The organism is Pediococcus stilesii (assembly GCF_001437075.1).
Classification (GTDB): Bacteria; Bacillota; Bacilli; order Lactobacillales; family Lactobacillaceae; genus Pediococcus; species Pediococcus stilesii.
The window spans coordinates 25,949-50,764 of record NZ_JQBX01000010.1; the positions used below are offsets into that span (position 1 = coordinate 25,949).

19 protein-coding genes are annotated in these 24,816 nt (G+C 38.8%); 1 reads left to right on the top strand and 18 read right to left on the bottom strand.

All coding sequences use genetic code 11. The features are described 5' to 3' along the window. Positions 1-35: 35 nt before the first annotated feature. The 14 genes from IV81_RS05545 to IV81_RS05610 all read right to left on the bottom strand — a co-directional run bounded on the left by IV81_RS05545 (position 36) and on the right by IV81_RS05610 (position 19,031). Positions 36-464 carry an Hsp20/alpha crystallin family protein gene (locus tag IV81_RS05545; RefSeq protein WP_057802856.1) on the bottom strand — a complete coding sequence of 143 codons (429 nt, stop codon included), beginning with the start codon at positions 462-464 and terminating at the stop codon, positions 36-38. A gap of 114 nt (positions 465-578) precedes the next feature. Continuing rightward, positions 579-1,004, bottom strand: coding sequence for a nucleoside-diphosphate kinase (gene ndk / locus IV81_RS05550; protein ID WP_057802857.1), 426 nt, complete (start codon positions 1,002-1,004; stop codon positions 579-581). A gap of 534 nt (positions 1,005-1,538) precedes the next feature. Further along, positions 1,539-3,689 carry a heavy metal translocating P-type ATPase gene (locus IV81_RS05555; protein ID WP_057802858.1) on the bottom strand — a complete coding sequence of 717 codons (2,151 nt, stop codon included), beginning with the start codon at positions 3,687-3,689 and terminating at the stop codon, positions 1,539-1,541. Further along, positions 3,689-4,144 carry a CopY/TcrY family copper transport repressor gene (locus IV81_RS05560; RefSeq protein WP_057802859.1) on the bottom strand — a complete coding sequence of 152 codons (456 nt, stop codon included), beginning with the start codon at positions 4,142-4,144 and terminating at the stop codon, positions 3,689-3,691. The genes IV81_RS05555 and IV81_RS05560 overlap by 1 nt, the downstream gene beginning before the upstream one ends. Positions 4,145-4,300: 156 nt before the next feature. Next, positions 4,301-5,212 carry a DMT family transporter gene (locus IV81_RS05565; protein ID WP_057802860.1) on the bottom strand — a complete coding sequence of 304 codons (912 nt, stop codon included), beginning with the start codon at positions 5,210-5,212 and terminating at the stop codon, positions 4,301-4,303. A gap of 169 nt (positions 5,213-5,381) precedes the next feature. Then, a complete protein-coding gene (locus IV81_RS05570; protein ID WP_236696835.1) occupies positions 5,382-5,831 on the bottom strand; it encodes a MarR family winged helix-turn-helix transcriptional regulator in 450 nt (149 codons plus the stop codon). A gap of 99 nt (positions 5,832-5,930) precedes the next feature. Further along, positions 5,931-6,806 (bottom strand): alpha/beta hydrolase, encoded by an 876-nt coding sequence (locus IV81_RS05575; RefSeq protein ID WP_057802861.1) that lies wholly within the window; start codon positions 6,804-6,806, stop codon positions 5,931-5,933. After that, positions 6,803-8,107 carry a PTS transporter subunit EIIC gene (locus IV81_RS05580; RefSeq protein ID WP_057802862.1) on the bottom strand — a complete coding sequence of 435 codons (1,305 nt, stop codon included), beginning with the start codon at positions 8,105-8,107 and terminating at the stop codon, positions 6,803-6,805. The genes IV81_RS05575 and IV81_RS05580 overlap by 4 nt, the downstream gene beginning before the upstream one ends. 219 nt (positions 8,108-8,326) lie before the next feature. Further along, positions 8,327-9,949 (bottom strand): ABC-F family ATP-binding cassette domain-containing protein, encoded by a 1,623-nt coding sequence (locus IV81_RS05585; protein ID WP_057802863.1) that lies wholly within the window; start codon positions 9,947-9,949, stop codon positions 8,327-8,329. An 86-nt stretch (positions 9,950-10,035) separates the two neighbouring features. Further along, on the bottom strand, positions 10,036-11,382 hold the full coding sequence (locus IV81_RS05590; RefSeq protein ID WP_057802864.1) for an APC family permease: 1,347 nt from the start codon (positions 11,380-11,382) through the stop codon (positions 10,036-10,038). Positions 11,383-11,454: 72 nt separating this feature from the next. Further along, positions 11,455-12,804 (bottom strand): uracil-xanthine permease family protein, encoded by a 1,350-nt coding sequence (locus IV81_RS05595; protein ID WP_057802865.1) that lies wholly within the window; start codon positions 12,802-12,804, stop codon positions 11,455-11,457. A 21-nt stretch (positions 12,805-12,825) separates the two neighbouring features. After that, positions 12,826-14,175 (bottom strand): guanine deaminase, encoded by a 1,350-nt coding sequence (gene guaD / locus IV81_RS05600; protein ID WP_057802866.1) that lies wholly within the window; start codon positions 14,173-14,175, stop codon positions 12,826-12,828. A 173-nt stretch (positions 14,176-14,348) separates the two neighbouring features. Beyond that, on the bottom strand, positions 14,349-16,286 hold the full coding sequence (locus IV81_RS05605) for an ABC transporter ATP-binding protein/permease (RefSeq protein WP_057802867.1): 1,938 nt from the start codon (positions 16,284-16,286) through the stop codon (positions 14,349-14,351). Positions 16,287-16,322: 36 nt separating this feature from the next. Continuing rightward, complete coding sequence (locus tag IV81_RS05610) at positions 16,323-19,031, bottom strand: HAD-IC family P-type ATPase (protein WP_057802868.1); 2,709 nt, start codon at positions 19,029-19,031, stop codon at positions 16,323-16,325. A gap of 162 nt (positions 19,032-19,193) precedes the next feature. Between IV81_RS05610 and IV81_RS09290 the strand changes: the two genes are divergently transcribed. After that, positions 19,194-19,361, top strand: coding sequence for a hypothetical protein (locus IV81_RS09290; RefSeq protein ID WP_157059756.1), 168 nt, complete (start codon positions 19,194-19,196; stop codon positions 19,359-19,361). A 704-nt stretch (positions 19,362-20,065) separates the two neighbouring features. Here IV81_RS09290 and pgmB read toward each other — a convergent pair. From pgmB to IV81_RS05630, 4 genes are read right to left on the bottom strand one after another with little or no spacing between them, the layout of a single operon-like run. Further along, entirely contained in the window at positions 20,066-20,761 is a 696-nt protein-coding gene (pgmB, locus tag IV81_RS05615) for a beta-phosphoglucomutase (RefSeq protein ID WP_057803210.1), read from the bottom strand. Continuing rightward, complete coding sequence (locus tag IV81_RS05620; RefSeq protein WP_057802869.1) at positions 20,761-23,025, bottom strand: glycoside hydrolase family 65 protein; 2,265 nt, start codon at positions 23,023-23,025, stop codon at positions 20,761-20,763. The genes pgmB and IV81_RS05620 overlap by 1 nt, the downstream gene beginning before the upstream one ends. Positions 23,026-23,047: 22 nt before the next feature. Continuing rightward, positions 23,048-24,151, bottom strand: a complete 1,104-nt coding sequence (locus IV81_RS05625; protein ID WP_057802870.1) for an ABC transporter ATP-binding protein — start codon at positions 24,149-24,151, stop codon at positions 23,048-23,050. Further along, positions 24,151-24,816, bottom strand: a complete 666-nt coding sequence (locus IV81_RS05630; RefSeq protein ID WP_057802871.1) for a hypothetical protein — start codon at positions 24,814-24,816, stop codon at positions 24,151-24,153. Before IV81_RS05630 ends, IV81_RS05625 begins: the two co-directional genes overlap by 1 nt.

The following is a 24,816-nucleotide window of genomic DNA, read 5'->3' on the forward strand; positions in this document are numbered from 1 at the left end:
CGTCTCTTTTACTTTTTATCGTTAATAATTCAATACTACTCAATCTCAATTCCAGACGCTTGATCGCCGCTAACCTTTGGCAAAGTAATGTTCAAAACACCACTTTCAACCTTAGCCTTGATATTGTCTGAATCAACGGAAGGAAGCGCATAACTTCTGTGCATCATTCCGTAGCTGCGTTCCGTCATCGTCACATTATGGTCTTGGTCTTCATGATCGGCAAAGCTATCTTTCTTCACTTCAACATTCAATACACCATCTTGGTAATTTAACTTAATATCCTTCTTGTCAATTCCTGGAACATCAATCTTAACCTTATATTCTGAATCTGATTCGCTAACATCCGTCTTTAGAGTGGTTGGAGTTCCATTCCATCCGTCGTTAAAGAAACCACGAGATAAACGATCAAAGAATGGATCCCACATATCATTCCGACGATTACGATTCATCATTTCATTTGCCATAAAATAAAACCCCTTTCTAAATCAGATGAACTTATCTATTCATCCTTACAAGGTTTATATTAGTCAGGAAAGGTCAGGTTTTCAAGTGATTTGCACTATTTTTTGTAATTAGTATTAACTGCGTTCCGGGAACCAGATCTTAATTTCCTTCGTGGCACTTTCAGCGCTATCCGAACTATGCACAACGTTTTTAATTGGACCGGGTCCCCAAGATCTAGCATAATCTCCTCGGATTGTTCCGGCTGGTGCGGCGGTCGGATCGGTCGGACCAGCCATTTTTCGGAATGTTTCAATAATTTCGTCGCCTTCAGCGATAATTGCAACAATTGGACCACTTGTCATAAATTCTTCGATTCCTGGATAATATGGTTTATCCACCAGTTCCGAATAGTGTTGACGAAGTTGTTCCTTCGTTGGGTTAACCATTTTTAGCGCTTTAATTTCGTAACGGCGATTTTCAATTCTCGAGATCACGTGACCAATATGACCACACTGAACTCCATCAGGTTTAACTAAGATTAATGTTCTCTCTTCATTCATCGGTGCATCCCCCATTGATTTTATACGCCAATTATATCCTAAGGATTCCCCTAATTTATACATTTTTTAAAATTAAAACCTTTTCATTTAAAATTCTTTACTAATTTCTTAATTCTGTCCTACGGTCACTTTAAAACGTATAACTTGAATTTGTTACGTTATCGGTGTTTAATCAGGGTGAATCAAAGTCGGTGTCACTAATCTTTAAAGCAAACATTATTGTAAATAAGGAGAACGGTACATGAATAAATTCGCTCGAAACACCGCCATTTTGCTCGTAGTTCTCGACTTCATTTCTTTGTTTTTAACTGGTTTCAGCGCCTTTACCCAAATTTTATCCTTTGCCATGACTCTTCTATTAATTTATTTAATATTTCGCAAAACTAATCATCTATAATTTCCGGTGAAAGCTCGGTGAATTTAATATTATTGAATTTTATTTTCCGAAAGTTTAGGTTAATAAAAAAAGAAGCACGACATAACGCATCGTGCTTCTTTTGATTACTGATTTATGCTTTCCTAGAGATTCTGTCCTTACTCAGAATCTTTAATCTTCAACGTCATTGCGTTCAACGCCACAATCACCGTTGATAGTGACATTAATACCGCTCCGACGGCGGGACTCAATATGAATCCGATCGGTGCCAGAATTCCGGCGGCTAGCGGGATTGCAAAGAGGTTGTATCCAGCTCCCCACCATAAATTTTGAACCATTTTGGCGTTAGTTGCTCGCGCCAGCTTCAAAAAGTTCAAAATATCATTTGGATCACTATGAACTAGCACTACATCTGCAGAATCAATCGCCACGTCCGTTCCCGCACCAATTGCAATTCCAATGTCGGCCTTAGCTAAACTTGGTGCATCATTAACACCATCACCAACCATGATAACTTTGGCTGTTTTTTGATACTTTTCAAGTAATTTCAACTTATCTTCTGGCATTAATTCGCCATGCCATTCTTCGATTCCTAAACTATCAGCAATTTTTTCAGCCGTGGCGCGATTATCCCCGGTTAACATAACCGGCGTATACCCGAGATTCTTCAATTCCTTAACAAAACTTACACTGTTCGATTTCAACTGATCGCCTTCTGCGAGGCCACCAAGCACCTGATCTTCTTCAAGTAAATATGCCACGGAGTTTCCGGCCTTGCTCCATTGATCAAAGTCATTTTGATCAAAACTAATTTGATTCTTTCTCAAATATGCCGCATTTACAATTTGATATTCTTTTTGATCAACTACTCCAGTCAAACCGACTCCCTTTTGAACAGTCACTTTTTGAGCCTGTGGAATTGCTTGTTTCAGTTTTTGAGCTGCTGCTTTAATTCCTGTTGCTAACGGATGATCGGAATGTTCTTCAAGTCCGGCCATGATTGCTAAAATATCATCGTCAGTGTGTGCGTCACTATAACTCTTAGTAGCGTTAACGGTGAATTCTCCTTCAGTCAGAGTTCCAGTCTTGTCCATTAAGACGTATTTAACCTGTTTAGCTTTTTCAATAGCCTGCCGGTTTCGAACCAATAATCCATTGGTTGCCGCAATGCTTGTGCTACGAGCTACAACAAGCGGAATTGCTAGTCCAAGTGCATGCGGACAAGCGATAATAAACACGGTAACCATTCTTTCAAAGGCAACGTCTAATCCCTGCGGCAACCATGCCACAAACGCAACTAATCCAATAATTAATGCTGCATAAAATAACCATGACGCTACCTTATCGGCCAAACTTTCGGCCTTTGATTTTGATTTTTGAGCATCGCTAACCAATTTCATTACTTGCGAAAGGTAGCCACTCTCGCCAGTTCCGGTAACTTCGACTTCGATTACTCCATCACCATTCACCGAACCACCAATTACTTGGTTTCCTTCTTTTTTATCAATTAAACGTGCTTCACCCGTCACCAACGACTCGTTCACTTTGGTGCTACCAGAAAGCACCTTCCCATCGGTTGGAATTTGCTCACCCGCAAGTACTCGAACTGTCTGACCAATCGTGACATCAGCTAAATCCATATCCATAACGTGATCCCCATGCAGTACATGGGCTTTTCCTGGAAGTAATGCTGCCATTTTTTCGACGGCAGACCCAGCTGCCATCACCGAATTCATTTCAACCCAGTGACCAAGCAACATGATCACAATTAAAGTCGCTAATTCCCAAAAGAAATCCATCACATGTCCAGCCGGATTTACCCACTGATTCATGATGAAGGCGTACAACGAGTAGCCATAAGCGACCGTGATTCCCATGGCAATTAACGTCATCATTGCCGGCGCTTTTTCCTTTAATTCACCTATCGCGCCGGTAAGAAATGGTTTCCCACCGTAGAAGTATAAGAATGTAGCCAATACTAACACGATGTACTCTGAACCAGCAAACGTAATTGGTAACTGGAAACTCCCGATGCTAAAATCCATTCCCATAAAAGGCGAGAACAATAAGATTGGAATCGTGGCAACCAAACTGATCCAAAATAATTGCTTTAAGTTCCCCATGTGCATCATGTGGCCACCGCCCATATCATGACCTTCCATACCTTCCATACTCATGTCCATTGTGGAATGGTCCATTTTCATATCGCCATGATTCATTTGAGCGTGATCCATCTGCATCTTTCCATGATCCATTTTAGAATGATCCATTTTCATTCCGTCATGTTCGTTCATTTCATCATGTTTCATTACTTCATTTCCTCCATTTCACAATTTTCGTCACATCCGTCAGGTAAACAATTGCATTTAACCATTTCTGGAGCCGTTTTTGCTTTTTGGTTCAACTCGTTGATCAATTCTTCAATATCAGACTGGGAAAGTTCGACATTATTAATCAGTGTTGTCAGCGTTGGTCCCACTTTGTGTTGACAAAGATGGTCGAATAGACCGCTTGTCGCATTATTCATTGCAACTTGTTCTTCAATCAAAGGCTGGTATACATACTCTCGGCCGTTTTTAGTAGTCGATAGCGCCCCTTTTTTGACTAACCGTCCTAAATAGGTTTTAGTTGTGGAAGCCTTCCACCCCAATTTTTCGGCTAAAATTGCAATGATCTGCTTACTGCTGGCACCGTTTAAGGTCCATATCACTCGCATTGTTTCCCATTCCGATTGGCTAATTTCAATTTCATCCGTTGTATTCATGGCTAATTCCTTTCGTTTACAAATGTAATTTATACTTATAGACTACAGATGTAGACGTAAGATGTCAACAATTAAACCCTAATTATTAATTAAAATACACAAAAAAGCAGGAATCACTACGAATAAATTCGTAATAATTCCTGCTTTTTCCAGCTTTTAAGGCTCTGATCGAAATTTCTGAATAATTATAATTGCGATTACAACTAAAATTGCTCCAATTAATTCGACAATATTAAATTTAAGGTTTAAAAAGATTAAACTTAAAATGAACGTCACCACCGGTTGAACTGCATCAAGGATGCTCACGACCGCCGATGGTGCAAAATTAAGGCTATGCAACAATGCCCAAAATGGAAATACTGTTCCAATTAGAATCACCGTTGCCATTGAAAGAACCAGCTTAGTTGAAATATCTGGTGTATTAACCCAAACCGGTTGATGAATATTAAACAAAATACTACCGATAATCAACGCCCAGCCCAAGACAACCATTGGTGGATGATTTTTAGTGACTGGTTTGGGAAGAACAACGTAAAACGCCGCTGTAACACCGGAAAGAACTCCCCAAATTAACGCAGTATTGGAAATCGCCAAGCTATGGATGTTGCCGTGTGTAATTGCCAAGAAAACACCCAGCATTGCTAAAGCAAAGGCGATTATGTCACTTCTTAACGGCCATTCCTTTTGAAAAATTAGGCTTCCCAACACAATAAATAATGGACTTAAGTATTGTAGGATGGTTGCAGCTGAGGCATTCCCCTCTTGAACACTCATGTAAAATGTTAATAAATTAGCCATTAATCCAAAAATCGCATAAGCTAATAACCACAATACGTCTCGAAGTGATTTAAAAACGTCAAAGATATGAAATTGATATTTAATAAAGCTGATGATAATTAATACTAGACCAGCACCGAGTGTTCGGGCCGATAAAAACCAAGACGCTGGAATACTTTCTCCTTGAGAAATTACCTGGAGCACCGTTCCTGAAATTCCCCACATGCAGGAAGCCAATAACGCCCAAAAGATTCCTTTTCCCACGTGTTGGTTGATTAATTCTTTTTCCATAAGAAACCCCACATACAAATATTTTTACACAACACTTACGATTATATCTAAAAAATTACCACCATAAAAGCTAATTTAAAACATATTTGTATTTAAAAGTTAAAATAAAAATCGGTATATACAAAAAAGCGAAGCATTGCACTCCGCTTACGATTAGTTAAACTAATTTTTATTCAGCTGTTTTTTTGATGATTTCAAGGATGGAGTTAACGTGTTCCAATGTTTTTAAAAAGTCGTCTTTGCCAAACTTATCGGAAACTTCATTAAGCATATCGCGGAAAACTTTGTCATTTTCTTTATATAGGTCATGACCTTTTGTAGTTAGCGAGAGGTATTTCTTACGACGATCCACCCGATCACTTTCTTGTTCAATCAGTCCAAGGTCTAATAAAGTACCCACCTTACGTGAAATAGCACTCTTAGTTACTTCTTGTGCATCAGCAATCTCGCTAAGTGTGATTGGTTCTGAACCTGCTTCTTCGATAAAATGCATAATCATAAACATATCAAACGAGACCCGTGGATCAGAAATTTTACTTTCTAGTAAAGAACCGATTAACTTTAGACTCTTGTTATAAGTTTGTGCAATAAATGTAATATCTGCTTGTTTCATTTTCATTGTTTCCTCCTAGTTAAGCGACTCAAAATTGTACACATGTTTAAATTTTAACAGAATGGCAATGTTTGTCAATCTGATTTTAATTTTATTAGCACCCAGTTACGAGTCCTTATGTTTCACATCTTGTGCATTATTTGGTCGATTTTTATTAGTTTTTGAACTACTATCAATAATGTTTTTCTCAATTAAATCAATTACTTGCGAATTAGAAGGTAGGTCAGAGTGCTGCGCATTGACACCCGTAACAGTTAGCTGTGTGTACTGTTTTACTTGTTTTTGGAACACATATTTACCAGCCTGAACACTTTCCTCCGGCACAATTCCATCATTACTATAATTTTCGGTTCCCAAAACAGAATATACGATTAAATTGGAGTCAATATTTTTTCGGCTATCAATTAGATCAGTCAACATTTGTGTCTTGGTACTAGTTGATGTTTCATACGAATTATACGGTGAACCGAGTGTCATCAATTTCGTCATTTGATTTTGATTAGAGTCATTATAATCTTCTAAAAAAAATGAAAGAACTAATCCACCATTGGAATGTCCCACACCTTCGAATTTACCAAATTGATACTTTTCGTCCAGATCATTAAAGGCGATGTTGAACCATTTAGCTTCTTTTTTGATTGTTTCATATCCATCGCTGTTATCCTCGAATCCCACAACGATAAATGGTTGTTGATCACCTGGACGAATGGAGCCGGAATATTTTAAAGTATTATCTTTCATTACTTTTACTTTTAAAATACTGTGTTTTGACTTTGCCTCACTATTAATCGTCTTAAAAACTCCATCAAATCGATTAACCGTGGCACTACTTCCTGGAACCCAGAAAATTGGTACCATCCGTGTGTTATGCCGCAATTCCTGGTTTTTAACATTAGATTTAATCCAAGTATTAGTTGGAATTAGCAGGATTACCAGTGCGATAAAGATTGCACCAAAGAGAAGCCTTTTTATTTTTTTCATTCAGCATCCCCTCCTTGGTTTAAATCAGCATTTACCTTTTCACCGATTTCAACAAACGGAACGTAAATTAGTACATCCACCGCAACCAAGACCAATGATAAAATCAGCGCTTGCACACTACCATTGGTGCCAATAAATCCCATAAAAATCCCTGGTGTTCCATTTGGAATTTGATAAACCGCCGAAGGAATCAGATGGAGCTTTAAGGCACTCATCGTGATCAGCAAATTAACAATTGGTGCTAGTATAAATGGAATTACATAGGCTATATTAAATAGAATCGGCAATCCCACGAGGGTCGATTGATTGTAGTTAAATAGACCTGGCAATAGTGACTGTTTCGCCACCCGTTGAAATTGGCGTCCCTTTCCAACCCAGATGATCGCGATCAGCAAACCCAACGTTGCCCCCGTACCACCGATGTTGGTATAAATACCGATTATTCCATGCGCGTTAATTGGATTCGGAATGTTCCACGCACTCTGATGTTGCAGTGCGTAGTTTAAATTACTAACCGCGTCGGCGCCCATCATTTGTCCGTTTGCAATCGGACTACCCATACCAATAAATTGGAGGATGATGCTTAGCGCTGTCCCGCCGGTCAATACCCATGCCGAATGGGTATTCATTACGTTTTGAATTAACAAACGGTTAATTTCGGGCGTTAATGCCTTACTATTTAGTAGGTAAAATACCGTATTTAATCCAGCAGATAGGATCAGCGTCACGGTGATTGCCCACATCGAGTTAAACATTCGATCCCGAATAACGGATCCCTTTGGCTGGTTCGTGTCAACTTTTCGACTTAAATACTTAAAAATATAGCCAGTAACTACGCCCACTAAAATTCCAAACAGCAGGCTTGAAAAACCTAGCGAACGTGCGGTGAACCCAAGCACCCCTTGATCACTATCATAAAAAGTTAATATCAAGTAGGCTAACCCACCAGTCACTCCAGCCATTTGGGTATCTTTATCAAATTTTTTAGCCAAGTTACGAGCTACTTCTGTCGCTGCGAGGACCCCGGCAAAACCAATGGTTAATTTCGACATGCTACCTAAGAAAAAGTTAATTCCATTGGCATGCGGAATCATTGCCACGGTTCCAAAAAGTTCATCAAAATAGCTTCCTTTAATCAAAAAGGATTCTCGAAGAAGCTCCATAATCGAGCCAACTAACATAAATGGGTACAGAATCACGATTGTTTGCTGAATTGCGTCATAAACTTTAAGCTTTCGAATCCGCAAAAATTGGCGAACTAAATGTTGTTCATAGTATTCTCTCGTCTCTTTAAACCTCATTTAATTTCTCCTCCAAATATCACCTACTTCTTATGCAAGTAAAATTATATACGTGTGTAAACGTCAAAGTTCAATAGAATCAACTAATTTACATGACTAGATTATCACGTTATTAATTGAATTAAAACAGAAAAAGGTTAAAAACATTAAAAAAACGAGATAAATTTTAATTAAATTTATCTCGTACTTATATTCTTTAAAGGTTATGAAACATTAGTATTAATATAGTTTATTTACTTGTTCTTGAATGACACTGTGATTTAAGAATTCATCATATGAGGTTTCTGCCCGATCGACCACACCCTTATCGGATACTTCAATAATATGATCGGCGATCGTTTGAATGAATTCATGATCATGTGAAGTCATAATAATCGAACTCTTAAAGCTCGTTAGTCCTTCATTTAATGAAGTAATTGATTCCAGATCCAAATGATTGGTTGGATCATCAAGCAATAATACGTTGGCCTTGCTCAACATTGTCTTAGAAATCATGCAGCGAACCTTTTCACCACCAGAAAGTTTTGTAACGTTCTTCAATACGTCTTCTCCAGAAAAGAGCATTTTACCCAAGAAGCCGCGAAGGAAGGTGTTATCACTTTCTTCTTTTGGTGCATATTGACGAAGCCATTCTAAGATATCCAAGCGGTCATCCGTAAAGTATGGGTTAATATCACGTGGAATATAGCTTCGTTCGGTCGTTTGTCCCCAAGTTACAGAACCCGTATCTGGTTCCATTTCCCCAGCGAGAATTTGCATCAATACGGTCGTTGCCAAATCATTTCGGCTCAAAATAGCAGCCTTTTCTCCCGGACGAACCGTGAAGGTAATGTTATCTAAAATTTTAACGCCATCAATTGACTTGCTAACCTTATCAACCCGAACTAAATCATTACCAAGCTCACGTTCTGGAGTAAACCGAATGAACGGATACTTCCGTGATGACGGTTTAATGTCATCCAAGGTAATTTTTTCCAATTGTTTTTTACGTGAAGTAGCTTGTTTTGATTTGGAAGCATTAGCGCTAAAACGTGCAACGAATTCTTGTAATTCTTTAATTTGTTCTTCTTTTTTAGAGTTGGCATTTTCGCGAAGACGTTTAGCTAGAGCACTAGATTCCATCCAAAAATCATAGTTACCAACAAAGAGTTCAATCTTACCAAAGTCAACGTCGCACATCATTGTACATACCGAATTTAAGAAGTGACGGTCATGTGAAACAACAATCACGGTGTTGGGAAAATCGGCTAAGAAGTCTTCCAACCAGCTAATTGACTTTGGATCAAGACCATTAGTTGGCTCATCCAAAATTAGGATATCCGGCTTTCCAAACAGTGCCTGCCCTAAAAGGACCTTAATTCGTTGGCCTTCTGTCAATTCGCTCATTTTACTTTGGTGAAGACTTTCTTCAATTCCAAGTTGTTGAAGTAACTGTGAAGCCTCTGCCTCGGCGTTCCAGCCATCCATTTCAGCAAATTCAGCCTCTAAATCGGCCGCCTTCATCCCATCTTCTTCAGTAAAATCAGGCTTTGCATATAGAGCATCTTTTTCTTGCATTACTTCGTATAATTTTTTATAGCCTTGAATTACGGTATCCATTACGGTAAATTCTTCAAATGCGTAATGATCCTGATTCAAGCTGGACATCCGCTCGTTAGGCGAAATACTTACATTTCCAGAAGTAGGTTGTAATTTACCTTCTAGAATTTTCAAAAATGTTGACTTACCAGCACCATTAGCACCAATAATGCCGTAACAGTTGCCGGGGGTAAATTTCAAATTAACATCGCTATACAACTTTCGATCAGAGAATTGCATGCTCATATCAGTTACAGTTATCATTAATTTCCTCCATTATTTAGACAAAAGAAAAAGAGGCAAAACAACGTCTTGTCCCAATTTCACCCAGTCTGTTTAATTTAACATATCTAGCGTTCTTGAACAACCTTATTGTCCACGATACTTCTTTGATTCCGGTACTTCCAATACACTGGAACTCCAACAAGTACAATCATTAACGACAACATTACCCCTATTAAATCATTTTGAATTTCACTTACTAAAACGAAAATCGAACTTCCAATCGCAACGAGCTGTGGTAACGGATAAAGTGGAACACTGAAAACGCGGTCCAAATTTTGTCGACGTAACTTAAATGAGCCAAAAAATGCCATCAAATAAAAACAGTAAACGGTAAAAATACATAACTCGGATAAACGATCGGCATCGAAGAATACAATCATGATAATTGCGATACCCACAATCGTTACTACCGACCAAATCGGTGTCCGTGACTTCGGATGCAGATAACTTAGTTGCTTTGAAAATGGAAGTTCACGGTTATCCGCCATGGCATACATAATTCGTGGGAAAGTCATAACCTTACCATTTAAGCAACCAACGATTGAAATTATTACGCCAATACTTAAAAGTCGGCCTCCATAAACACCAAAACTTTTTGAGGCAAGGTATGGAATTGCTCCGATTCCCAGTTGATGAACTTTGGCTGCGCCAATACTTTGAAAAACTCCAAAACTAACAAAAACATAGGCAAAAGTTACAATTACGATTCCCCAAATGATGGCCTGCGGTAGTCGTCGGGCCGGATTTTTAATTTCATCACCCAGGTTAGCGACCAGTATCCACCCATCATAGGCAAACAGGGTTCCCAAAATAGCTACTCCAAAACTACCGGTTGATGTTTGAATTCCATTGATACTTTGAACCAATGACTGTTCTTTTCCAAAAAATAATCCCAACGCAATAATCGCCAATACTGGAACCAATTTACAAACCGTCGTAATAATCGCAAACATTGCTCCATAGCGGTTAGAAAAGAAATTCAGAATTGCTAATAAGGTAATTGAAATGACCGCAATCGGTATTTTAAATGCCGGATTAATTCCGAAAAAATCAACGATTAAAATTCCTAAATAAGCGGCAATGGTTGCAATCATCGCTGGACCATAAACAATAATCTGCATCCATCCTGAAAGAAAGCCCCAGATGCGACCGTACATCTTTTCCATATAATAGTACAAGCCACCCGTTTTAGGCATTTGCGATGCAACTTCGGCAATCGTTAATCCTGCTGCCAGCGTCATTATTCCACCTGCCAACCAGGCAAACAGCGCTACTTTAACCGAGCCCGTTTGATCCAATACGGCGGCTTGCCGCACAAACACCCCTGAACCAATAATTGTTCCGATCACTAATGCTAAAGCCGACCATAATCCTAACGAACGATTTAATTCAACTACCTGCTCTTTTTTCAAATCAATACTCTCCTCGTTTAAAATCCAGTTCAACCAACCAAAATTTGATACGAAAAAAGGCCGCAAGTGGCCTTAGATTTTTTCAGTGTTTAATTCTTGTTTACGTTCCCGTTTTGTCATCACTAAGTTTAAAATAATTGCCGCTACAGCTGCGGCCGCAATCGGTGATCCTAAGAGATATTGCAACATTTGTGGTGCTTCTTTAACTACCGCTGCCGGGATTAATACCAAAGCTAACGTTAAAATAATCGGAACGCCGATTACGTAAATATCACTCTCACTTTCTTTTAAGTTACGAATCACACGTAAGCCGTTCAACATGATGGTTACGCAAATAATCGCAAATACTCCTCCGATTACGGGAGCAGGAATTGCGGATAGAAAAGCTGAAATTTTAGTGAAAAATCCCAACAGGATAAACCAAATACCGGCGGAAATAAAGACCCGTTTGCTGGCAATTCCAGTAATCGAAATAATTCCAGCATTAGTTGAATAACCAGTTACAGGGGTTGTTCCCAACAAAGCCGCGATTAAACAGCTAACTCCTTCACCGATAATTCCCCGATTCCATTGTTTATTTGTAATTTGATGGTTAGTAACTGCTCCCATCGCAAACCATGTTCCCGTCGTTTCAGTCGTCAAAATGGCGTAAATGATGATAAAGGTTAAAATTGCCGATGGTGAAAAGGAAATCCCATAATGCAACGCTGTCCCCTGTGGAAGGCTAAACCAAGCTGCATTTCCTACGGTATTCCAATCAAAACGACCCATCATGGTTGCAACAACCGTTCCCACCAAAAGGGCGATAATAATCGCACCCGTTCTAAAAATTCGTTGTAGCTTTGGAAAATGAATACTGATTGAGATTGATACCAATAAAGTAAGTGCCGTGATACCAGCAAGAATCATATTTTGATTAATATTTCCTGCCGCCTGAAAAATATTACTGTTAAGAGCCGTTGGGATTAAAGATAAACCAACGCAGGTAATAATCGTTCCCCCAACAATTGCTGGAACCAGCGTGTTGATTATCTTGTAAAAGGCTCCTGAGACTCCCAATAGCATCAGTAGAATGGCACCAACAACTAAAGCTCCCAGCAGAGTCGCCATCCCATTTTTAACGCCACCATTAGCGAGAACCACTCCTGCAGCCGCGGTTAATGGAACAAAAGACGGGCCTTGAGAAACCGGCATTTTCATAAAAATGGCTGTTTGAATAATCGTTCCAATCCCGGCCGCTAAAAAGGTCACTTGCAGGAGGCCCATCTTGTCGCCCACTGACATCGCCAACATCATTGCTAAAATAACGGGCGGAACGTATACATCCATTGCTAATACATGCTGAAGTCCTAGGAGTCCTGCTTCAACGTTTCCAATTTTGTCATCCGGTCCAATTATTAAGTTACTTCGTTTCTCTTCCATGTAAATGCTACTCTCCTAGTTTCATTTGTGATCAACTAACTTACCTGAGACAAAAACCTTTGAGATGTTGTCTGCATTGGTTTGATACATTAAACGTTCAAAAACATCTTGGGATGCGTTTGAAGAAATTGCTGATAATTCGTCTCGAACGATTTGTAAATCAGCTTTAAAGCCTACCTTAATTTGTCCTGCACGGATATGTAATGCTTCCGCGCCACCGATTGTTGCCATATAAAAAGCTTGTTTAGCGGAGATTCTTGCACCTGCTACCCCACGTTCTGCTGCTGGCTTTTGTGCGTCGACACCGTCTTCCAGCATTCTTGATGAAATTAGCGCCTGCTGGATGTTTCGATACATACTTGATGAGAATCCACCTGAAATATCAGTCCCAATCCCCACTTTAATTTTCCTTTCCAAAAGCTTACGAGTTGGCAATACTGCGTTTCCGAAATAGGCATTTGAGATTGGACAATGTGCGATAGCCGCCTTCTCGTCCTTAAAAGTATCCATATTTGCTTCCGTTAATAGCGTTCCGTGTGCCATAACCGATTTTTCATTTAACAAACCGTACTGTTTGAGTACTTCCGTATCCGTTTTGCCAAATCGTTCAATTGCATATCCATGTTCCCAATCACTTTCGCTACAATGGGACTGAACTAAAACGTCAAATTTCTTTGCAATTTGCCCTAATCCTTCCAAAGCTTCGTCCGTGCAATTGGGTACAAATCGTGGCGTTACCACGGGTTGAATTAGGTCTGAATCTTGATATAGTGTTCGAATTTGTTTAATGAAATCAATCGTCTTGTTTAAAGCTTCCTTTGTGGAAGAATCTCGATAATACTTTGGCGTTTGCTCCGGATTATCCATAACGACCTGCCCGATAAACGCCCGCTGCCCCACATGCTGACATTCTTCTGCTAATATCAAGTTCGCATCTTCATGAATTGTTCCAAAATAAAGTGCCGTTGTTGTCCCGTTTTTAACTAAATTACGAGTAAGATGGCGGTAACTTTTACGAGCAAACTCTAAATCTTGATACTTCGCTTCTAGCGGAAATGTATATTGTTCAAGCCACTCGTTCAATGGTTGATCAAGAGCCAATCCCGCTTGTGGCCATTGCGGCGCATGCACATGTAAGTCAATAAATCCTGGCAAAACATATTCATCGTCCCTCGTTTCAACCAGTTGTTTATTTTCTTTTGCATCTTCAAGCGTGCGTTGGTAATCTTGATCCGCCGGGTTAATGATTTTAGTAATTTCACCATTATCATCCGTTTCAATCAATGCATCTTTAACAAAATAAACTTCTTTATCCGTTCTGGAAGTAAAGAATGACCCCTTAATAATCTTTTTGCTATAAATCAGACCCAACCCCTTTCGTAATATAAGTCATAATAACACGAAATATTTTTATAGTAAATTTAATTTTCATATATAAAATACGAACTTTATTAAAGAAGATAATAAAAAAGTCATTAATTTTCCGTCCTAACATTGGACAGTCAATTAATGACTTTCTTTGTTTATTAAATTAAATTCTATTTCTATTCCTGTGACAACGCCTCAACAGGATCTAACTTCGAAGCCTTCCGTGACGGAGTAAATGCCGCCAAGAGACTAATAATCACACTGATAATTACACCAAAAATTAAGTATCCTGGTGTAATACCAATGATTGAAAAGTCGATGTGCTTGGTCGAAATGGCATTGGCCCCCCATTGAGCAAGTAACGCAAATGCTGATCCCAACAGACTTGAGAAGAGTCCCAAGAAGAATGCTTCAGAAACAAACAGATTACGAATATCTTTCCGCCGTGCTCCAATTGCGCGAAGAATTCCAATTTCCTTCGTACGTTCGGAAACACTAATGTAGAGCACCACAATAATCATGATGGCAGATACTAATAGTGAAATCCCAGCAATTGCAGCTAGAACATAGAAGGCTAATTTAATATACGTGTTAACCGTGTCTAAGATTGCGCCGACACCTGTGATTGTATACGAAGCTTGTTTTTTATTCTTAACCGTTCGTTTGAAATCCTTAATCTTATTTTGAACGTCTTTAACATTTTGTGTTTCATTTACGTTAACCGTCAAAAAATTAGGATTAAACGTTAGGTCTTGATCTTGGTACATTTTCTTTAATGTGTTGTAATCAATCGCACTCGTTCCCGAAGTAATCACACCCGAAACTGTTAATTCTTTTTGAATTTGGACGGGCTGATTTTTACTATTAACGGTTGTAACATATGCGGTTACTTTTTGTCCAACAACGTTTTTATATGTCTTATCGAACTTCTTGGCTGATGCCTCATCTAGCAAGATCTCGTTTGTCCCAGGCTTGCTACCATATTTAATATCGCTTGCTCGTTCAGTCTTGTTCCAAGTTTGGAAAGCTTGGATTGTAGCTGACTTTTTATCGCGAACAACCTTCACCGATTGTAAAAAGTAACCTTTTTCAACGGACTTCACATTCTTAATGTCTTTCATTCGCTGATAGTCGGTGTCGGAAAGATCCGCGCTTTCACCGTTTTCCATTTGATCTTGACTAACGTTTTTAGCAACTTGAATCGCCGTTGGATTAATTTGCGATGAAATTTGGTCGTTCATATACCCTGTCACACCATTTCCGAGACCCAACATTAAAATCACTGAAAAGATCCCAATTGATGCTCCAAAGATAATTAACAAATTGCGCTTTAAATTATATCCCATGTGCTTGAGAGCCATCTTTAAAGCTGCCATAAAGGTTAAATGTTTTGGAATCAACGTTTTAGGCGCATCGGGCACTGGATACGGTTCTCGTAACTGCGCTTCCCCATGGAGTACACCGTCATCTAAATGCACCACCCGCGTTCCAAAGTCCGCGACTTCTTGCGAATGAGTGACCGCAATGACAAGTTTTCCGTCTTTGGCGATGGACTCTAAAATTTCCAAAACTTCCTTAGTGTTTTGACTATCTAAGGCACCTGTTGGTTCATCTGCAATGATGACATCGGGATCTCCAGCTAAAGCACGCGCAATTGCCACACGTTGTTTTTGACCACCAGAAAGTTGGTTGGGATGCTTCTTCATGTGATCTTTAAGCCCAACACGTTCCAATAGTTCCTTTGCTCTAGCCACCCGCTTAGAATGTGAAAGCTTGGTCATTTCAAGTGAAACCATCACATTATCTAAAATATTTAGATGACTAATCAGGTTAAAGCTTTGAAAAATGAATCCAATATTTTCTCGGCGGTAAGCATCCAAGACCTTTTGTTTAGCAGAATGAAGGGAACGACCATTATAAACAACATCTCCATCATACTGATTATCAAGCCCACCAATAATATTCATGAGCGTTGATTTACCACCCCCGGATTCTCCTAAAATCGAGACAAATTCTCCGCGGTCGAACTGAAGGTTAATGCCCTTTAGAACTTTAAATTCTTGATTTCCTAAGAAATAAGATTTGTGGACATCCCGAACTTCTAATAAACTCATGCAAATTCCTCCGTTGAATCAGTTTCTACCGCACCTTTATTCAGGATGAACCTGTTTGAAATGTGCCGGATGGAAATATTTATCCACTTCCGTCACAATTAGAACAATAATCCCGGCTACGATAGGAATTAACCACTGCATCCAGCTCATTGAGCCAGTACTAAAGATTGACTGCATGAACGGAACGTAGGTTAAACCAAATTGTAACACTAATAGAAGCGCAATTATCCAAAAGGCGTGCAAATTCCGTAAAATATCTTTTGAAAAGGCAGGCTTTGGTGTTCGAATATTAAATAGGTAGAAAATCTTTCCAAAAACGATAATATTAACCGTCACGGTGCTAGCGACCACTTCACTTACGCCCTGTCCAACTAACCAGTCAAATCCAACAATTCCTAGACCGGCGATCAAAATTGAAACATAAATAATTTGAATCACATCGGCCTTGTTTAAGAACGACTTCCCTGAAGGACGCGGTTTACGCTTCATAATTCCCTCTTCAGCTGGTTCAAACAGGAATGCAAACTGAATGGTAATTGCCGAAACCATGTTAATCCACAATAACTGGGTTGGAACTAATGGTAAATCTTGCTGTGCCAAAATCGACAGCAAAACAATCAACCCTTCCGCAAAACTGGTAGGTAGTAAGAAACGAATCGTCTTTTTAATGTTGTCATATACTCGACGACCTTCTTTAATCGCCTTCGTTAAGGTTGCAAAGTTATCGTCGGTCAAGACCATATCGGCGGACTCTTTGGCCACGTCAGTTCCCTTAATCCCCATCGCGACCCCAATATCAGCCCGCTTCAAGGCCGGAGCATCATTAACACCGTCCCCAGTCATCGCCGTTACTAGACCGTTCGCTTGATATGCCTTCACAATTCGTAATTTATCATTTGGCGTTGTTCGAGCAAAGACGTTGTAATCTTGGATAATATTTTTTAACTGTTCATCATCCATTTCATTAATTTCGGCACCCGTAATCGCCGCAATTTGATCGTCCAGACCCAATTTTTTAGCAATTGCCGCAGCGGTTTCAGGATGATCACCTGTGATCATTTTCACCTTAACACCGGCGCTCCGCATTTCCTTTAGAGCCTGGATGGTTTCTTCACGTGGTGGGTCAATCAGGCCTGCAATCCCCAAGAACTGCATCCCCGTCGTCAAATCGGCGTGATCAATAGTATCTTTTGTCGCTTCAACTTGCTTATATGCCACTGCAACCACTCGATGGCCTTCTTGCGCAATTTCGGAAACCTTGTTATACCAGTATTTTTCGTCAAATGTTGGATCGCCAACTGCTGCCATTTCAAAGATCTTATCTGGCGAGCCTTTAACTAAGATTCGACGTCCACCGTCTGGCTTTTCACTAAGTTCAGCAATGTAACGGTAATCTGAGTCAAACGGAATCTTATCAATTTCCGTCCACTCAGGAACCTTTTGGTGGAAAGCCTTGTTAGCTAATGTTAAGAAGGCTCCATCAGTTGGTTCACCATTAATGGTCCAAACGCCATCTTCTTTAGCCAACGTTGTGTCATTGGCTTCATGACCGGTAATAATTAGTCGACGTAAACTTTCGTGTTCGGCTAGATCAATTTTTTGACCATTAAATAGAATGTTTCCTAAGGGTTGATAACCCGTTCCAGTAATCTCATAGGTTCCATCCTTAGTAATCACTTCATCAATTGTCATTTCGTTTTTAGTCAAAGTTCCGGTTTTATCCGTTGCAATAACGTTCACGGCACCCAACGTTTCAACAGATGGAAGTGACTTCATAATGGCGTTCTGCTTGGTCATTTTGCTAACGCCCATCGCTAAAACAACCGAAGTACTAGCTGGAAGACCTTCTGGTAAGGATCCCACAATCATTGTAATTAATGCGATTACCAACACCGGTAACGAATAGATTTGGGTTGCAAATCCATAAATTCCGACTAACATCGCCACAATCACAATTCCGTAAGAAATATATTTACCTAATCCATTAATTTCACGCATCAATGGCGTTGTCTTGGACTTTACTTCATCCACACTAGAACTAATCTGTCCCAACTGAGTATGAACCCCCGTGGCGGCGACGATTCCGAGTCCACTACCGTTCGTAACAGCAGTTGACGCAAAAGCCATATTAGTTTGGTCACCTAAAGTAGTTTTGTCTGGTAGTACTTCAGCATTCTTTAAAACTGAATCTGCTTCACCAGTCAGCACGGACTCTTGGATTCTAAGGTTATCAGCGTCAATAATTCGTAAATCGGCCGGAACGTTGTCACCTGCTTCTAAAAAGACGACATCGCCCACCACTAAGTCTTCAGCAGGAACATCAACTCGGCGCCCGTCACGAATAACAGTCGCTTCAACTTGAAGCATCTGTTTAATTTTATCAATTGCATCAGAGGCTTTCACCTCTTGGAAATACCCAATTAGGGCATTTATGATTACCACCATTCCAATAACAATTGAGTCAGAATATTCTTTCAAAGCAAAAGTTGCGATTGCGGCTAAAATCAAAATATAGATAATACTATTATTGAATTGCCGTAAAAAGCGCATCAAATTACTTTGCTTTTTCTCGATTAAGGCGTTGGGCCCGTGCTTTTTCAGCCGGTCCTCCGCTTCCCTTTCGGTTAAACCAAGCTCAGAATCAGTTCTCAAATCTTGAGCAACCTTTTCTGCCTCAACGTTGTAAAAATCATTATTATAGCGCGGCTGCGCTCCATAGTCATCGGATGTGGATTTTGATCTCATACATGTTTCTCCTTAAAAATAAAATTTTTGTTTGTATTAAGTATCATATCTAAAATCAACGGCAATAGTCAAACAAAACCTCTAAGTCGTACTATTTGACTTATTTCTTATAAGATCCTTAAATATAATCAATTCACCTTAACGGTCAGAGGAGGAAATGACATGTTTAAAAATAAACAAAGACAAGCACTTGCTGTCGGCATTGTTTCGGGAACAACAGTTTTAATTGTTAATCACGTTCAAATTAGCGATTTATCTAGATTTTTAATTGTATTTTTTGTTGTGCTTATTTTTAGTGAATTTGTGTTGCATTGGACTCCTAAAGAATGAAAGATCGTTTTTAGAGACATATATCAGGATTTTATTTTCAGCGATGTTATTCAATTGCTGCCACGATTATCGTCTCGAAAAATCAATTATTGACGATAACTTTTCTGCATAACCACCAACAGCTCCATTATGCTATGCTTACCAAGTTAGCAAGTCATAGAACTGCATGGTGGCACTGAAATTTGAAAGTGGAGGTGTTGCCTATGCAAAAGAATTTTTGTTTTGGTTACGGTCCGCCGAAAATTGGGAGATATAAAAACCTTTGTTTTCAAATTTTCAATGGATTGCCAACCTCGTCAAAAACGTGAGTTTAATACGCTCGCCAATTATTCAAGGCATGTGCATCATTGGAGCTGTTGTGATTGTCATAGCGATATGCATTACAGCAGTGAAAATATTTTCGTAAACAAAAAAACCACTTTGCTTGCCGGCAATGGTTTTTTGTTTAAAAGTATTTAAATAATCAATCGGTGCTATCAAGTTGCTTCTATTCGAGTAGCAAGCCTTGCTACACAGGAAGCCGTGAACTCCAATTCACGGCTTCTTTTTCGTTTATCATTGTATACCGGAATTAATATTTAATCAAAGTAAAAAATCGTAAGCGCCTAATAATCAGCTAATAAAAAATCCAGTTCACCAACTTAAGTGTCAGGGCGAATTGGATTTTAAGTTCCACAAAATCTTTTGCATGTTAAAAATTGTAATTATTTTATTTCATCATTTTTAGGTTCATTCAAATATTTTTTGTCGTACGTGTCAACTAATAGTAGATAGGATAGATTACTAGTTTTGTTAACTACTACATCTGCTTCATTTAATTCTGCATCGTCTCCCACCCCAACTGCTACTGCCTTTGCTTTTTTAATAGCAATGACACCAGCGGGCGCATCTTCAATTCCAACACATTTTTCAGGTGATAAACCGATCTGATGTGCGGCCTCAATAAAAATATCTGGTGCAGGTTTTCCATTTGCAACATTTTCAGGATTAGCAATTGCATCAAATCGATTTAGCAAACCCAATTTTTCCAAAATAAGAGGAGCATTTTTGCTGGCAGAAGCAATCGACAATAAAATTCTGTTTGCCGCTAATGCATCTAGCAGGTTTTCTATTCCCGGTAAAATATCAGCTTGAGTAAGTTTATTAATTTCTCGAAGATATAATTCGTTTTTTTTATTCGCGAGTTGGAAAACTTCTTTTTCACTAAAGTTATCTTCTAAATTGGCAAACTTTAAAATTAACTTCATTGACTCCATCCGACTAATGCCCTTCAACTGCGATTCAAATGATGCAGGCAGCGTTATATTTAATTCATCCTGAGCGAGCTGTTTCCAGGCCTTAAAATGAAATTTTGCAGTATCTGTAATGATTCCATCTAAATCAAATAGAACTCCCTCCATCATTTTGATCCCTCCAACTTCACAATTTTCCCATTGAGCTTTATGCTAAGTGGCGAACCACTTAATAGCTTAATCGTTACTTGTTTACCTTTCACCGATATTTTGATTAATCGATTTCTAAAGTTAATTCGAAATTGATATGCGGACCATTTTTTGGGAATAAATGGCTTAAATGATAGAAATCCATCTCGGTCAATACGCATGCCTGCAAATCCTTGGACAATTGCTAACCAACTACCCGTCATTGACGTAATATGAAGTCCATCATCGGTATCATTGTTATAATTATCAAGGTCTAATCTTGCAGTTCTCTCATACATTTCAACGGCTTTATCTTCGTAACGTAAGTCGGCCGCTAAAATTGAGTGAACTGCCGCGGATAAGCTCGATTCGTGTACGGTGAGCGGTTCATAAAAATCGTAGTTTCGCTTCTTTTCTTCTGGTGAAAATTGGTCAATAAAATACCAGATTCCTTGGAGAACATCAGCTTGCTTAATATACGGTGACCGTAAAATTTTGTCCCAGGACCAGTGTTGGTTTATTGGTCGTTGATTAATCGGGATCGAACTTGCTGGTTTTAATTCTTTATCCAGAAAATTGTCCTGTTGAAGAAAAATCCCGTATTCCGAGTCTTTCGGCAAATACATGTGATCGATGATATCACTCCAATGCCGAAGTTCATGTGGAGTGACCTTTAACTTCTCCACTCGACCTTTATCTAATTTTCCCAAAGCATCCATCGTGTATTTCAAAGTCCACTTTGCAATCAAATTCGTGTACCAATTATTATTAACGTTATTTTCATATTCATTAGGACCAGTGACGCCGTGTATCATGTATACTTGCTTTCGGCTCGAAAAATGGACCCTGTCCGCCCAAAATTTAGAAATTGCTGTTAAAACTTCAATTCCTTCAGACAAAAGATAACTTTCATCACCAGTATATCGGGTGTAATTATATATGGCGTATGCGATTGTCCCATTACGATGAATCTCTTCAAAAGTTATTTCCCATTCGTTATGATTTTCGATACCATTAAACGTTACCATCGGGAAAAGTGCGCCCTTGAGTCCTTGCTGTTGAGCATTATGAAAAGCTCCAGCCAACTGGTTATGGCGATACTCCAATAAATTACGGGCAACTGATTGATCAGCTAAAGCCATGTACATTGGTATCGCAAATGCTTCTGTATCCCAATACGTTGCTCCGCCATATTTTTCTCCGGTAAAACCTTTTGGACCAATATTCAAACGTTTATCTTCTCCATAAAAGGTTGAAAATAGTTGAAATAGATTAAATCTAATCCCCTGTTGAGCAGAGTTATTTCCCTCTATTTCAACGTCAGCGTGTTCCCAACGCTCGTTCCAAACTGCAGATTGTTCATGAATCAGTTGATTGCGTTTTTTTTGAATAACTCGAGAACTTATATCATTCAAAGCCAGCTTAAGATTTTCTGGCTGCGAATAATCTCTTGACGTAACGACCACAACTCTTTTTTCAAAATCAATCGACTTTTTGGGGCTTAACGTTTGTTTAAATATATTTTGCACGTCCCAATCATCTTTAATGACTTTATGTTCATTCATTAACGTTAAATATTGAGCCTTTACTCCTACCGTAAATCTCGGAACTCCAAAATTATTTGGTTTAGTTTTAACGATCATATACGAGCTACGACCATCAACTTCTGCTTCTTTAACCTCCCAAAATTTTTCATCATAATTTGCGTCTTCGTTTTTAACGTCCGCATCAATTTCCGAATTGATTTCAATAGAAACATCTGAGTCAGATCGATTTTCAATTTCGTAATTTAAATCAAACAATTGTTTTTGAGACACACTTACGAATCGTTGGATTTTAAAGTGGATTTTTTTATCACCCTTTAAAATTTCAAATTGCCTGGTTAAAATACCGTTATGCATGTCTAAACTCAATTCAAACTCACGAATTTGATCAATGGCTAAATCAATTTTTTCACCGTCGATTAGGACATTGGTTTTGATAAAGTTAATTGCATTAATTACTTTACCAAAGTACTCCGGATATCCATTTTTCCACCAACCAACAACCGTCTTATCTGGATACCAAACTCCACCAATATAAATTCCAGGAAGAGTATCGCCTGAGTAATCTTCCTCAAACATTCCGCGCATTCCCATATAACCGTTGCCGATACTTGTCATGCTCTCTTGTAATCTTTTATGATCCTTGTCAAGTTGATGCGTCACAATTTTCCAAGGATTAATTTCAAAGGTTTGTATCATCGTATTCCTCTCCCATCAATCTTCAGATAATTGTTTCCTCTGTATCCTTATCAAAGTAGTGTGCTTTAGTCATTTCAAGAGCCATCTTGAGTCTATCACCCGGCTCGTGGTAGTCTCTTGAGTTTACTTCAGCAATAAAATCAGTTTTTCCTAATTTAGAGTACAGCATCGAATTTGCTCCAAGCAATTCTGATACTTCAACTTCTGCCTCAATAATTGCATCCGGATACGTTTGTAGCGCAATTTCTTCTGCATGAATATCTTCTGGTCGAATTCCAAAAGTTAAATTACGACCATCATATCCTTTTTCAACGAGCGTTTTTAGTTGTCCCTCTGCAACCGCAACACGCAGTCCATCATCATTTGTAATGTACCCATTTTCTAATCTAACATCAAAAAAGTTTGTAGATGGCGATCCAATAAATCCAGCGACAAACTTATTAACTGGCATGTTGTACAACTCTGCCGGGGTTCCCACCTGTTGAATTCGTCCTTTATTCATAATAACGATTCGATCTGCCATCGTCATTGCTTCGATTTGATCATGAGTTACATAAATAAAATTACGTCCCAAACGCTGGTGTAACTGTGCAATTTCCGTTCGCATTTGTACCCGTAGTTTAGCGTCTAGATTTGAAAGCGGTTCGTCAAGCAGAAATAATTCAGCATCGCGAACAATCGCACGTCCTAGTGCTACACGTTGTCTTTGACCACCTGAAAGGGCAGCTGGCTTTCTTTGTAAGTAATCAGTTAGTCCCAAAATCCTTGCAGCTTCCTCAACTCTTTTTTTAGTATCTTCCTTATCATTTTTACGGATGTTTAATCCGAAAGCCATGTTATCAAAAACCGTCATGTGCGGGTATAACGCATAATTTTGGAAAACCATCGCTATGTCACGGTCTTTGGGAGCAACGTTGTTCATTACTCTGTCGCCCATTTTATAATCACCTTTTGAAATATCTTCCAATCCAGCAATCATCCGTAAGGTTGTTGATTTACCACACCCAGATGGCCCCACAAAAACGATAAATTCTCCGTCATCGACATGAAGATCAAAATCCGATACTGAATAATCTTTATTCCCTTTATACTTTTTATAAACGTGCTCTAAATTAAGTTCAACCATTATTCTTTTTCTCCTTTATCAGGTTTTAGTGATGCATTTTTAAATAGACTAGTAGTGATTAACGCTGCCAATGAAACGCTACAAATCATTATCAGAAAAGCTAATTTTAGAAAAGTATTAATTCCAATTAGAGTGATGAACGTTATTGCACCAACCAGTAATCTGACCGGATGATGAATAGTTATGTTGAGTACATTTGATAAACTATAATTATTCTCTGCCTTCAAAAAACTCATTGTGATTATAAACATTATGATAAAAATTGATATCATCAGTAATTCAGATTGGATCATAATGCTATTTTCACCAAAAAATTTTAAGCCTGTCACAATGAGTCCAATTATAATAGCGATAGTTCCATTTAATTTCATATCGAAAGCCTGATCCCACCAGCATTTTAATACGGTTCGAAAGTACTCTCCGTTTCCCCGTTCTCCCCACTTCTTAATGCCAAAAAATACCGCCGTTATACTTGGTATTAAAAAGAACATTATCATTCCAATTAGAACAGTATTTAGCATAAAAAAATTCATTTTCATCGGAAAGTTCCAGATAATAACTGTCATTAAAATTAACGGGAAATTTAATAGAAACCAAGCTAAATTAATCGTAAAAAGCGACCATACCCAATTTCCAGCTTCCAATAAAATTTTTTTGTTTTTCAT